11 protein-coding genes and 1 riboswitch are annotated in these 12,367 nt (G+C 61.0%); of the genes, 3 read left to right on the top strand and 8 right to left on the bottom strand.

Translation table 11 applies throughout. The features are described from left to right. The first annotated feature begins 170 nt into the window (after positions 1-170). Positions 171-452, top strand: coding sequence for an XRE family transcriptional regulator (locus HOP51_RS14730; RefSeq protein ID WP_234274664.1), 282 nt, complete (start codon positions 171-173; stop codon positions 450-452). A gap of 94 nt (positions 453-546) precedes the next feature. Here the strand turns inward: HOP51_RS14730 and HOP51_RS14725 are convergent, their stop codons facing one another. From HOP51_RS14725 to HOP51_RS14715, 3 genes are all read right to left on the bottom strand, one after another. Continuing rightward, the gene (locus HOP51_RS14725; protein WP_234274663.1) at positions 547-735 is read right to left on the bottom strand and encodes an inositol oxygenase; all 189 of its coding nucleotides are present in this window, start codon (positions 733-735) and stop codon (positions 547-549) included. A 120-nt stretch (positions 736-855) separates the two neighbouring features. Then, entirely contained in the window at positions 856-2,547 is a 1,692-nt protein-coding gene (gene ilvD / locus HOP51_RS14720; RefSeq protein WP_234274662.1) for a dihydroxy-acid dehydratase, read from the bottom strand. Between the two features lie 65 nt (positions 2,548-2,612). Then, positions 2,613-4,001 carry a sodium:solute symporter family transporter gene (locus tag HOP51_RS14715; protein WP_234274661.1) on the bottom strand — a complete coding sequence of 463 codons (1,389 nt, stop codon included), beginning with the start codon at positions 3,999-4,001 and terminating at the stop codon, positions 2,613-2,615. Next, positions 3,991-4,098, bottom strand: a riboswitch (TPP riboswitch). It overlaps the preceding gene by 11 nt. A gap of 126 nt (positions 4,099-4,224) precedes the next feature. On the opposite strand from HOP51_RS14715, the gene HOP51_RS14710 reads away from it, so the two are divergent. Further along, entirely contained in the window at positions 4,225-4,899 is a 675-nt protein-coding gene (locus HOP51_RS14710) for a hypothetical protein (protein WP_234274660.1), read from the top strand. A 36-nt stretch (positions 4,900-4,935) separates the two neighbouring features. Here HOP51_RS14710 and HOP51_RS14705 read toward each other — a convergent pair whose 3' ends face one another. Beyond that, positions 4,936-5,658 (bottom strand): nitrilase-related carbon-nitrogen hydrolase, encoded by a 723-nt coding sequence (locus tag HOP51_RS14705; RefSeq protein ID WP_234274659.1) that lies wholly within the window; start codon positions 5,656-5,658, stop codon positions 4,936-4,938. A 10-nt stretch (positions 5,659-5,668) separates the two neighbouring features. Further along, positions 5,669-6,640, bottom strand: coding sequence for an agmatinase (gene speB, locus HOP51_RS14700; protein WP_234274658.1), 972 nt, complete (start codon positions 6,638-6,640; stop codon positions 5,669-5,671). 411 nt (positions 6,641-7,051) lie between these two features. Between speB and HOP51_RS14695 the strand changes: the two genes are divergently transcribed. Beyond that, positions 7,052-8,401, top strand: a complete 1,350-nt coding sequence (locus HOP51_RS14695) for a purine-cytosine permease family protein (protein ID WP_234274657.1) — start codon at positions 7,052-7,054, stop codon at positions 8,399-8,401. Positions 8,402-8,459: 58 nt separating this feature from the next. On the opposite strand, the gene HOP51_RS14690 is transcribed toward HOP51_RS14695, so the two are convergent. The 3 genes from HOP51_RS14690 to HOP51_RS14680 form a co-directional block, all read right to left on the bottom strand. Continuing rightward, positions 8,460-9,494 carry a helix-turn-helix transcriptional regulator gene (locus tag HOP51_RS14690; RefSeq protein ID WP_234274656.1) on the bottom strand — a complete coding sequence of 345 codons (1,035 nt, stop codon included), beginning with the start codon at positions 9,492-9,494 and terminating at the stop codon, positions 8,460-8,462. Positions 9,495-9,977: 483 nt separating this feature from the next. Beyond that, the gene (locus HOP51_RS14685; protein ID WP_234274655.1) at positions 9,978-10,565 is read right to left on the bottom strand and encodes a peroxidase-related enzyme; all 588 of its coding nucleotides are present in this window, start codon (positions 10,563-10,565) and stop codon (positions 9,978-9,980) included. Between the two features lie 267 nt (positions 10,566-10,832). Next, positions 10,833-12,332, bottom strand: a complete 1,500-nt coding sequence (locus HOP51_RS14680; protein WP_234274654.1) for a CoA-acylating methylmalonate-semialdehyde dehydrogenase — start codon at positions 12,330-12,332, stop codon at positions 10,833-10,835. Positions 12,333-12,367: the final 35 nt, after the last annotated feature.

The raw sequence follows: 12,367 nt of genomic DNA, 5'->3' as shown, positions 1-12,367 counted from the left end.
GTTCGGGGCAACTTTCGGTATTCCCACAAGGTCGGTTTAGCCCGGCAGGCCGTCGGGGCGCGCACTGAGCAGCATGCGTCGCAGCGTCACGAAAAAGTCGCGAATCGGCACTGGCAAAATTGTCGAAAAGCCCCCATGATGTGGTTGTCGCAATCGCCCACTGGAGCGTCATGAGTACGGCACGACATTCTTCCAACGCGGAACTCCTCGACCCCCCGCGAAGTTGCCCTGACCTCGATGTCAGGGACCTGGAAAAGCGCACACGCCTGATGCGCATTGTTACACGGCTCATCGCCGTATCCGACCTCGGTTGCCGCGAGATCGCTCGCCGCGCCGGGCTTCCGGCACAGAAGATCAGCGATCTGCTGGCCGGCCGCCTCGAGCATCTCTCGCTCGATGAGCTACGCCTCGTCTATCACACCATCGATCCGGAAGGCGCCTTGAACTACTAGGCCGCCGAGTTCCCGTTGTGATTGGCTCAGACACATCGACGCCTCGTCCAAGGACGAGGCGTCGTTTTAACGTCGCCAGAGAAGTCAGCGGCGCTCAGTTCTCACGCTGCTCGAATGCCTCGGCGGCCTGAATGGCCTCCCTCTGCGTCTCGTGCTCGGAGACGACAACTTCGTTGTCGGGATCCGATTCGTCGACCACGTTCCAGCCGATTACCGCCTGGTTGAGGTCGCTCGCCTCGTAGATGGGTTCCACCCGCGCCTGCTTGTTGCTCGCCTTTTTCATAGGACCTCCCTGAGCGTTGCGATTGGACTCGTCTCGCATGGTGCGGCACCCCGCATCCGTACTCGATCAAGCTAGCCAAGCTCTGCAGGAAAGCCAAACGGGGCGCTCTTGGTTCTTGGCTCATGGCTCCTTGGGCAGGTCCGTGACCGCCCCGGTCGAGGCCGAGCTGACCATGCGCGCATACTTGGCCAGCACGCCGCGAGTGTAGCGCGGCTCGGGCTGTCGCCAAGCCGCACGACGGCGGGCAAGTTCTCCCTCATCGACATGCAGCTCGATGGTATCGGCCTCGGCGTCGATGGTGATGGCGTCGCCATCCTCCACCAGCGCCAGCGGGCCGCCGTCGAAGGCTTCGGGCGAGACATGCCCCACCACGAAGCCGTGGCTGCCGCCGGAGAAGCGCCCATCGGTAATCATCGCCACCGAATTACCGAGGCCGCGGCCCATGATCGCCGAAGTCGGCGTGAGCATCTCACGCATCCCGGGACCACCCTTGGGGCCCTCGTAGCGGATCACCACCACGTCGCCTGCAGCCACGGTGCCGTCGTCGATGCGCGCCTGGGCCTCCTCCTCCGAGCCGAATACCCGGGCACTGCCGGAAAACCGGGTGCCCTCCTTGCCGCTGATCTTGGCCACCGCTCCTTCGGGCGCCAGATTACCGTAGAGGATACGCAAGTGGCTCTCCTTCTTCAGCGGGGCATCCAGCGGTGCGACGATCTGCTGACCCTCGGGATAGGGCTCGACTCCGACCAGGTTCTCGGCCAGCGTGCGCCCCGTCACCGTGAGGCAATCGCCGTGCAGCATGCCGGCCTCGAGCAGGGTCTTCATCAACGGCTGGATGCCCCCGATCTCGACCAGCTCGCTCATCATGTAGCGCCCGCTGGGGCGCAGGTCGGCCAGCACCGGCACGCGGCAGCCAATCGCGGTGAAGTCGGCAAGCGACAGCGGCACGTTCACGGCACTGGCCATAGCGATCAGGTGCAGCACCGCGTTGGTGGAGCCTCCCAAGGCAATCACCACCGTGATGGTATTCTCGAACGCTTGGCGGGTCATGATGTCGGCGGGCTTGATGTCGCGCTCGAGCAGTTCGAGCACGGCGGCACCGGCCGCCTCGCAATCGGTGCGCTTGGCCTGGGACACCGCCTCCTGCGCCGAGCTGCCGGGCAGACTCATGCCCAGCGCCTCGATGGCCGATGCCATGGTATTGGCGGTGTACATGCCACCACAAGAGCCGGGACCGGGAATCGCCGTTTCCTCGATCTGCTTCAGCTCGATCCGGTCGATGTCGCCGCGGCCGTGGGCGCCCATGGCCTCGAATACCGAGACGATATCGGTGCGGTTGGCACCGGGCCGAATGGTGCCGCCATAGACGAACACACTGGGGCGATTCAAGCGTGCCAGGCCGATCAGGCAACCCGGCATGTTCTTGTCGCAGCCGCCGATGGCCACCAGCCCATCGAAGCCCTCGCAGCCAGCCACTGTCTCGATGGAATCGGCGATTACCTCGCGCGAGACCAGCGAATACCTCATTCCCTCGGTGCCGTTGGCAATGCCGTCGGAGATAGTGATGATGTTGAAAATTACGCCCTTGCCACCGGCCGCATCAGCGCCATCGCGAGCTCGCTCGGCCAGCTCGTGAATATGACTGTTGCACGGCGTGGCCATGCTCCAGGTCGAGGCAATGCCCACCTGGGGCTTGCTGAAGTCCTCGTCGGAAAAGCCCACCGCGCGCAGCATGGCGCGGCTGGCAGACTTGCCGACACCATCCACCACCGGGGCGGAGTGGCGACGGCGCGGGTCCGGGGTATCGCTCATGGGGCGCTCTCCGTTTCGGTTACGCACCCCTGAGGTTGGTCGTTATGGCGCCTTCTGGCAAATGCTCAGACGGTGCGCGGCATGGCGCTGGGCTTGAGCCAGGCGATCATCAGGCTGACCAGAGTCGAAGCCACCAGTGCCCCGAGGAACGGCGGCAGTGTGGGAATGCTATCGGGAAAGCTCGCCGCCAACACGCCCGCCGTGGCGCTGCCGTACATCACCCAGCCCGGCAGAATCGCGCCAAGCATACCCCCCACGCCTCCTGCCACTGCCGCCAGAGGCGTCATGCGCTGCCACAATCCCAGCAACACCGGCACCACGATAGCGGCACACAACAGGTCGGCGATCAGGAACAGCCGCAGCACCGAGAGCCCCTGCAGCGCCACGATCACCACCGGCACCATCAGCACCACGGTGACCAGTCGCGCCGCACCGATGGATAACCCTCGCCTGCCCGACCCCGCCACCGCCAGCGAAGCAATACCGTTCTGCAGGGTATCGACGCTGGAGGCGACCAGGGTGACTGCCAGTACCAAGGCCGGCAACGCCAGCCAGCCCGGCGCTTCGACCAACAGGGCAAAGAAGGGAATCGGCGGCTCACCGAGCGACACGTCACTCATCGCCGCCAACATGCCAAGCCCACCCACCAGGGCGACCACGGCCACGGTGGCCGCCCCGCCCAGCCAGGCACCACGGTTGAGGGCACGCTCGTCGCGAGCCGCCCAGACCCGCTGCCAGTAGCCCTGATGGAACAGGTTGGCAGCGGTCACGGCAATGATCAGCGTCAGTGCCACGCCCAGCGCGCTGCCGACGGGGATGGCCGGCAAGGCCGCCTGGACGGGCATTTCGGGCAGGCGCACGAGCGCCACGCCGCCCACTACCAACAGTAGCGCAATCAACAGCCACGCTTGCCAGCGATCCGTGGCCAGGCTCGCACGCAGCCCACCGATGGCGGTATAAAGCAACGTGGTCACGGCCACGCCGATCACCACCAGCCCGGGGGGAACGTCGGAAAGCAGCGCGGTGATCGCCCCGATGGCGGTCAGTTCGGCGGCAAGAAAGCAGGCCATGTAGAGAATAGAGATCAGCGATACCCAGCGGCGCACGCCGGCGCCGTAGCATGCCTCGGCGAACTCTCCGATGCTGCGCCCTTCAGGCAGGTAGCGACGAATCGCGGGGCCGTAGAGACCCAGCACGATGAACGGCAGCGCCGAACCGATGGCGTAGCCTGCCAGCGCCACCGGGCCGACGAAAGCACCGATCTCCGGCGGCGCGAAGAGAATCCACGCTCCCATCCCAGATGCCAGGAACGACAACCCCAAGGTCGAGGCAGACTGGGAATTCCGGGCAGTGACATAATCGTCGAGTGGGCCATCGGCCCGGCGAGCCCGCAGGCCCAGTAGAGCAAAGCACAGCAGCGCCGTGCCGAGTACGGCAGACGTCAGGTAGGACATGTCGCACTTCCTCCGCCGGCATGAACCGGATCAGGTTCCAGGGTCAGCCTATGCGCTCTCTCAGCCTCGCCGCGGCGAGACTCCCCTGGCGACAGTGGATGAATTTTTTCTTCGCGAGGCTCAAGCCAGCCCCATACGGGCCGATATGAACTCGTGCCCCTGGAATGATATAACCGATATAACAACGAAAAAACCAGACACTCCTCCCTGCAGGGAATCTGACATGCCATTCAGCGAAGCCAAGGAACACGCCCCAGGGCGCCTTCATCATATCTTTGCCGAGCCCTACTCCGCTTTCGACAACCTGGCCATCGAACGCCAGTTGCACCTGCGGGTCGCGCTGCAGGCGCTGGTCTGCGAGCCATTGGCTGACGGCCATCTGACGCTGCGCGTCATTCATGGTTGGGAGAATGGCGGCTTCGACCCGGCCGATCTGGCTCATAGCGACAAGCGCATTGCCTCGCTCGACGAACTCGATCGGGTGCGCCTGCATTTCAAGCAGGCCTTTGAGAAAGCCGCCCCGCTACCGCATGATGAGGCATCATTGCTGGCCGGACCACTGGCCGACGCCATCGCCGCCGCCGAGGCCAAGGGGCAGGTGCTCGACGAGGAGACGCACACCATTCCCGCCCGCTGGCCCGCCTTCGAGCGCGGCCTTTCGCTGTACACCTTCTTCAAGGTCTATCATCGCCTGACCTACGGCGAAGACGACAGCTACCGCTCGATCCACTGCCTGACACCGGATGGCGCTCGCGAGATTCACGAGTTCCATCTCGAAGAGGGCGAGTTCGCCGTGGTGTGCCCCGCCGATGGGGCATCCGGTGATAGCGTACTCGTTCTACACGTCAGCCAGCTCGAACCGGTACTGATGCTGTTGGAGGCGTGCCGCGGCAGCTAACGAACCCTCGCCTCGGTGACAAACCTGCCCAACGCACTAACCGGGCCAGTATTGCATGGCCAGCAGCCCTGGTCGCGCACCTAGCTGGGCGTGGATCTCGCCCTGCTCGCCCACAACCAGACTATCTCCCGGGAAGTCGAGTTCACCGTCCTGGCCAATATAGTTGGCGTAGACTATCGAGAGACCGTTATCCAGTGCCCGGGCGCGCACCTTGACGCCGGGCACCAGGGTGTAGGGCCGCATGTTGGCCGTGGGGACAAGTAGCCACTCGGCGCCCGATGCGGCGTACTCTGCGATGAGCTGCGGGTCTTCGACATCGAAGCAGATCGCCAGGCCGGTACACCCCAGGGGCGTATCGACGAGCGTGAGCCCTTGCCCGGCCGTAAAGGCGGCTTCCTCGTCCTGGCCGAAGGGCCGGCATTTATGGTGAGTGGCCTGCTGCACGCCACCGGCATCGATGCAGATAGCGCTGTTGCGATAGTCGTTGGCTTCCTGGGTGACGGCACCGATCACGGCCCAGGCGCGATGCGTCCGGCAGCGGTGCCGAATCTCCTCCAGCAGCGCCTGGTCTTGCCGGCAGGCGGCAGCGGGGTCGAGAACACTGGCCACATAGCCGCTCAGGAACAGCTCGGGAAACACTACCAGTTTGTGCGTAGTCACTGAAGGATAAGCCAGCGCCTGCTCGATCCATTCGAGACGCTCGACGCAGGCCAGCCCCGTGGGGGGCTGGCAAAGTAGCAGGGTGGTAGATGTCGGCATGCTCACTCCCCTAGCGACGCGCCTGGGCAATCGCACCGAGCGTTTCCAGAGTCAGGCATACTGCCAGACGCGAGGTGATAGCGTCGTGATCGTAGGAGGGCGACACTTCCATCAGGTCAAAGCCCTTGAGTCCGCCGCCCGCTCGCCCCAGCTCGCGTACTAGCGCAATGGCCTCGCGCGATGTCAGCCCGCCCACCGCCGGCACCCCTGTGCCGGGCGCGGCGCCAGCATCAATGCTGTCGATATCGAAGGTCATGTAGACGCCACCGGTGCCCTCCTCAACGATGGACCGCGCCTTGCTGGCGGCGGCGGCGACGCCAATCTCGATAATTTCTTCGAGGTGGATGACGGTAATGCCGTGCCGGCTGGCGTAATTCTCTTCCACCCGCGGATTCATCCAGCCGTTGATTCCCAAGATGACGATCTTGCGCGGATCGAAGCCGGCGTCAACGGCACGCGTGATGGGGCAGCAGTGGCTGAGGGTTTCGCCGCCCAGGTCTTCGGCGGTGTCGAAGTGACTATCAACCAGAATCAGCCCAGGATTACGATGGTGCCGGGCGAAGGCGCGCACGTTGGGGATGGCCACCGAGTGGTCACCGCCGAAGACCACCGGCAGAATGCCGTGGCGGTACATGACATCCAGCGTGGACTCGAATTTCTCGAAGGTCTTTTGCGCCGATCCCGGAATTACCAGCGCATCGCCACAATCGATCAATGAGAAGCTATCCCGCAGATCTATTCCGAGGCTAGCATTGTAGGAAGAGAATTGTTCGCTTGCCTCACGAATGGCTTTGGGGCCGTGATTGGTACCGGTTCGGCTGATGCACATGCCATCGAACGGAACCCCCATGAAGGCAACGCTGCCGGTATGCGCAGCCAGCGTTTCCTCACTGGGTACGACGCGACGCGCGTTGAGAAAAGCGCCTGGAAAGCCGCCTGAATGCAAATATCCTTCAAATTGTTCGAACTTGGCTTCGCTCATTGATGTGCTCCTCATACCCTCGACACTAGCGCACCGGCCACATCGAGAAGTGGATTGTCGTTGGTGCTTTGAAGCTAGCCTTTTCAATGTATGGCGTCAGCATGACCGTAGTCACATTGTGAGCCTAGGGTGGCCATGCTAGTTATTAACTCATGATCGGCTACGTCCAGAACATCAACCACAACAAGGGCATTTTCATGAGCGACTTACCTTCCAAATCCAGCTTCCAGACCGAACATGTGGATAACCGCCACTATCCCGTGACTCGCAAAGACCATATTCTTCTGTTTACCATAGGCGGCTCTTTTTTGGTACTCACCTACCTTCTCTCAGCATTCATTTAGTGAAATTACAAGCCGCCATACCAGCGTGCAACAATGCGGCCGTACTGAAGTTACATGAGGTCAACGCATGGACAAGATTAACTCGCCTATTCCCATCAGACAGCGCGACGCTAACTTTCTGCCACTGCTGTGGCTATGGGCAAGCGGCAATGTGCTGCTGGCCTCTTTTTTGGTCGGTAGTTATTACGCCTTCGACTTAGGAGTGGCCGGTACGATATGGATATCTATTACCGCCAACGCCTTTGCCTACATCATTTGTGCGTTGTCCTGCCAGAAGTCGGCGCGCTATGGGCTGGATGAGGTCGTGGCACTCCGCCCAACCTTCGGCATGAAAGGCGCCTCGATTGGCGGCATCATCATCTTCCTGATCACCTGTGGCTGGGTAGGCATTCTGTCGTCGATGACCGGCTCGGCATCTACCATGATCATGAGCGACCACCTTGGTGTCGCCGGCTTTAGCGGCGACTATGGCGTGTATGCCTTGCTGATCGGCATCGTGATTCCCTTGCTACTGATTGCGATCAAACCCAGCGTGGGGTTCAAACTATTTAGCGTGACTGCACCGATAATGATCCTATTCACGCTCTACATGCTGTGGCGAATCCTGACCACCAATCGCGTCGAACTGGATGGCATCGAGCAGGGCGCTACGCTATTCGGCGCAAGCCTGGCGATAGAACTATGTTTCGCTTATGCCATTGCATGGCTTCCCTACTTGGGCGCCTGGTCTCGCTTTGCTACCTCGGAGCGCTCGGCCTACTGGGCATCGTTCCTGGGGCTGGCCGTGGTGGGCACGCTGTTCGCTATCGTCGGCGGCCTAGCCACCCTGATCACTGGAGAGCTGGACCCTGTAGTATGGTCGACGCAGCTGGGGCTAGGTATCTCCTCACTGATGATCGTGATATTGGGCACTATCACCAGTGTTGCCTTACTAGTCTATTCGGCTTCTTCCGCGATCGTCTCCATCACACGAAACATCAGCTTTCGCATGGCCTGCCTGATCGTTGCAGTGCCCTCCTCGGTACTGGTGTTCAGCACTTCGTTGCAGGAGCTATTCGACTTCATCATGCTGTTCGTTGGCTTGATCGTGGGGACCTACTGGGCGGTGGCGATGTGCGATTACTTCTTGGTTCGCCATCAGCATATCGATGTTACAGCCTGCTACGATGAGAACGGCCCCTATCGTTATCGCAGTGGCTGGCACCCTCAGGCGTTCGTGGCCATGGCGGCCGGCTGCGTGGTGTGGCTATTTCTTGGCGGTTGGATGAGTGGCGCCAGTTGGATCAGCTTCACGCTGGGTGAGACACTGTTCAGTTATCTGACCGCGTCGCTACCAGCCATGCTGGTCTCCGCTGGCGCCTACTGGCTGCTGGCCAGGCACCAGCAAGCCCGCGTCCTGCAGGCGTCGCGCACGTAACAGGCTTTTTGGCTTGCCCCAGGCCGGTGCACTCGACAGCGCACCGGCTATTCATTGCTCAGAACTCGACGCCAACGATGTTCTTCAAGACTAGGTTGAACAGCTCGCGCTCGGAGGTAATATCCAGCTTGTTGTAGATTGAGTACTTGTGATTCTTGACCGTACCACTGGAAATACTCAGCTTTTTGGCAATCAACGAATTGGGATAACCAAGCAGAGAGAGAAAGACCACGTCGCGCTCACGATCCGATATCGAGTACTGCACCAGTGCGCGATGGATGATGACCTTGTAGTGCTCGACGCTAATGCTGTTGGTGGGCCGGATGCGCTGCTGTAGATAGCGCCCTCCTTCCAGCGCGACAAGGCATGTCGTAAGAACGGCTTCGCTCTCCAGTATCGTTTCCCGGTAGCCGAGACTACGCCGAACGGCTAGCGCCTCCTGTTCGATGCGAGCCTTGTCGTCATCGCTGAGGGTGATAAGCTCAGCATGCCAGCGTGACGACTCAACGAGTCGCTCACTATCTAGGTGAAGAATGCGCTCAATTTGCGTGAAGGCCCCAGGCTGTTCCTTAAGCTTACGCAGAAACTCCAGTGTGAAGTGTTTCCCAACCAGAGCCTTGACTACAGGTAGCTCGGATTTTGCCATCTGGATCTCTTCTGCTGAAAATTGCGCATCCGGCCTGTCAAGACAGTACGCCAACATACTGGTATCCGGCATCATAATCAGCCATGCCAATTCGTCGCTGATACGAGCTTGATAAAACACTTCTTCTTGATAGCGAATTTTATCACTATCAATCTCGAAGCTTTTATTGAAGCTGTAGACGCCGGCGGAAAAATTAGCACGGGTTACATTGTTCAGTGGATCAAGAACGTAAAGGCCACTGAGATAGATTTCTTGAACGCGTTCATCAAGCACTTGGTTAACCAACATTTCGGGACGTGCACTCTTGTGGTAGCACAGCGCCAAGCCTTTGAGGTTACCAAACAGGCCGGAAAGGTAAGCCAACATGGCACGATTAAATCCCGCCCCCCCTAGTGAATCGATAACAAGGGAAAGTTTTTCTTTAATAGGAGCCGCGCTTTGAGACATTGATGACTCCATACATTTTTTCATATTAAAACGCTACAGCCCAAGCTCTTGATGTCGGCGACATACTACCGCCTGATAAATCACTTAGCACGTTTGGCCTGTCATTCTTGTATTGCCGCTGACGAAGGATAGCATAGTACCTTTTTGATGCATGTAAATAACATAGTCAACCGTAGCGTTTAGTCTCTGTGCCCAGTCCTTCTCCTGAGGCACAACGCCGAGCCGCCAGCACGTCGCCAAGGGCAGAAGGCGCCACAACATACTTTGTGTCTAAGGTATTTTCGACTTGCTCAGAATTAATAGCTACCATGGCCGAGCGACTCTGGTCGAAAGTGCGGCAGTCGCTAGGCTTACACCTGCAAGCTGTGTGGAGCGATCAAAGAACAACTTGTCGTTGCCGGTATGCAGCCGATCAGCCCCTGTTCTAAGCTTGCCCCAGCTCGGCAACCCGTCCCGCAACTTTGAGAATGGAGTGCTGAGCCCTCACTTCTCCCTCGGCACCCGTCCCATCAGGTAGAACTCCGGGTTGGGCGGCGTGCCGGTGAGGGTGACCAGGCGGTTGGAGAGGCTGAAGAAGGCGGTGATGGCGCCAATGTCCCAGATGTCGTCATGGGTGAAGCCGACCTCGGTGAGGCGCGCTTGCCATTCATCGGTGAGTTCCCCCACCTCCAGGCCGCAGTGCAGGGCGAAGTCGAGCATCACCCGGTGGCGCTCGCTGATCGGCGCGGTGCAGTGGTTGATCGCCACCTGGTCGGCCAGCAGCGGATCCTTGCTGTAGATACGCACCAGCGCGCCGTGGGCCACCACGCAGTAGAGGCAGCGGTTGCGGGCACTGGTGGCCACCACGATCATCTCCTTCTCCGCTTTGGTGAGGGTGTCGGACTCCCGCTCCATCAGCGCATCGTGGTAGGCGAAGAAGGCGCGGAACTCGTCGGGACGATGCGTCAGCATCAAAAAGACGTTAGGCACGAAGCCGGCTTTCTCCTGCACGGCAAGAATGGCATCGCGTATGTCCTCGGGCAGATCCTGGATCGATTCGGGTACCGGAAAGCGGCTGAGCGGTGCTGGCATGGCGTTATCTCTTGTCGTTGTCATTTCACTCGCACCAGTTAACGTCAACGTCAATGATATGTCCATGCCATGGCAGTGTTGCGCTCGCCTTCAGCACCTCGTCGATGCCGAGCCGATTCGCTTCGTCCCCGAACACCGACACCTGCGGAGCGGGATCGAGAGTGGTGGCAGGCTCAGTAATGTCGGACGGCATCACTGCGCCGCAGCGAGCACCTATGCAATGGCCCCGCCTCTGGGACGGGGCCTCGATTTCCTCGTGGGACTTCGTCAGCTCAATGAGATGGTGCTGTTGATACCACTGGAGACGTTTTCGGGCTCGAACCAGCGTGCGGTGACAGTCTTCGTCTGGGTCCAGAACTGGATCGCCTGCTTGCCGTTGGGGCCCAGGTCGCCCAGCTTCGAGGCTCGCGAGCCGGTGAAACTGAAGTAGGCCACCGGCACCGGGATCGGCACGTTGATGCCCACCTGGCCGACATCGATTTCAGTCTCGAAGCGGCGCGCCACCCAGCCGGAGTTGGTGAAGATCGAGGTGCCGTTACCGTTGGGGTTGGCATTGATGAACTCGATCGCCTCATCCAGGGTATCGACACTCACCACGCACAGCACCGGGCCGAAGATCTCCTCCCGGTAGATGGTCATCTCCGGCTTCACGTCGGCAAACACGGTGGCACCGATGAAGTTGCCATCCGGGTAGCCTTCCACCTGACAGCCGCGACCGTCGACCAGCAGCCTGGCGCCCTCTTTCTCGCCGGCGTCGATCAGGCGCACCACGCGGTCGCGTGCGGCCTTGGAGACCAACGGGCCGAGATCGGCGTCACGCTGGGTGCCCGGCCCCACCTTCATGTTGCGCGCCCCCTCGACGATATCATCGAGCCACGCCTTGGCCTCGCCCACCAGTACCACCACCGAGTTGGCCATGCAGCGCTGGCCGGCAGCACCGAAGGCGGAGCCCAGCAGGTTGTTGATCGCCTGGCTGCGGTTGGCGTCGGGCATCACGACACAATGGTTCTTGGCGCCCATCATCGACTGTACCCGCTTGCCCGCCTCGGAGGCGCGGCGGTAGATGTGGGTGCCCACGTTGGTGGAGCCGATGAAGGAGAGCGCCTTGATGTCAGGGTGGTCGCAGATCTGGTTGGCCACGTCGGGGCCACCGTGCACCACGTTGAGCACGCCGGCCGGCACGCCCGCCTCATGGGCCAGCTCGACTAGGCGCATGGTGGAACTGGGGTCCTGCTCGGAAGGCTTGAGCACGAAGGTGTTGCCAGCGGCGATGGCCAGCGGGAACATGAAGCAGGGCAGCATGATCGGGAAGTTGAAGGCGGTGATACCGGCGCCCACGCCCAGCGGCTGGTTGAGGGTGTAGACGTCGACCTCGCTGGCCGCGTTCTCGGCCAGTTCGCCGAGCTGCAGCGAGGTGATCGAGCAGGCGTGCTCCACCACCTCCAGGCCTCGCCCCACCTCGCCGGCGGCGTCGGGCAGCGTCTTGCCGTGCTCCTCGGTAATCAGCGCGGCAAGCTCCTCGGTATGTTCGCGAATCAGCGCCTGGAACTTGAGCATGATGCGCATGCGCTTGGCCAGCGGTGTCTTGCGCCACTCCTTGAACGCGACCTTGGCGCTGGCCACGGCGCGATCGACCTCCTCAGCGGTACAGAACGGCACCCGCGCCACCACTTCCTGAGTGGCAGGATTGATCACGTCGCGCCATTCCTGGCTCTGGGACGGGACGGCCTGGCCGTCGATGTACATGGGAATTTCACGAATGGACATGGCGGACTCCTGTTGTGCTTGTAGTCGTTGTTCGG

The organism is Billgrantia zhangzhouensis (assembly GCF_021404465.1).
Taxonomy (GTDB): Bacteria; Pseudomonadota; Gammaproteobacteria; order Pseudomonadales; family Halomonadaceae; genus Halomonas; species Halomonas zhangzhouensis.
The sequence above is the reverse complement of the archived record's forward strand: the minus strand, read 5'-3'. Positions and strand labels throughout refer to the sequence as shown.

Coding starts and splice junctions, on each gene's coding strand:
- HOP51_RS14690 (WP_234274656.1), bottom strand. CDS start 9,494: ATGTCTCAAAGCGCGGCTCCTATTAAAGAAAAACTTTCCCTTGTTATC.
- speB (WP_234274658.1), bottom strand. CDS start 6,640: ATGAGCGAAGCCAAGTTCGAACAATTTGAAGGATATTTGCATTCAGGC.
- HOP51_RS14680 (WP_234274654.1), bottom strand. CDS start 12,332: ATGTCCATTCGTGAAATTCCCATGTACATCGACGGCCAGGCCGTCCCG.
- HOP51_RS14685 (WP_234274655.1), bottom strand. CDS start 10,565: ATGCCAGCACCGCTCAGCCGCTTTCCGGTACCCGAATCGATCCAGGAT.
- ilvD (WP_234274662.1), bottom strand. CDS start 2,547: ATGAGCGATACCCCGGACCCGCGCCGTCGCCACTCCGCCCCGGTGGTG.
- HOP51_RS14715 (WP_234274661.1), bottom strand. CDS start 4,001: ATGTCCTACCTGACGTCTGCCGTACTCGGCACGGCGCTGCTGTGCTTT.
- HOP51_RS14725 (WP_234274663.1), bottom strand. CDS start 735: ATGAAAAAGGCGAGCAACAAGCAGGCGCGGGTGGAACCCATCTACGAG.
- HOP51_RS14730 (WP_234274664.1), top strand. CDS start 171: ATGAGTACGGCACGACATTCTTCCAACGCGGAACTCCTCGACCCCCCG.
- HOP51_RS14710 (WP_234274660.1), top strand. CDS start 4,225: ATGCCATTCAGCGAAGCCAAGGAACACGCCCCAGGGCGCCTTCATCAT.
- HOP51_RS14705 (WP_234274659.1), bottom strand. CDS start 5,658: ATGCCGACATCTACCACCCTGCTACTTTGCCAGCCCCCCACGGGGCTG.
- HOP51_RS14695 (WP_234274657.1), top strand. CDS start 7,052: ATGGACAAGATTAACTCGCCTATTCCCATCAGACAGCGCGACGCTAAC.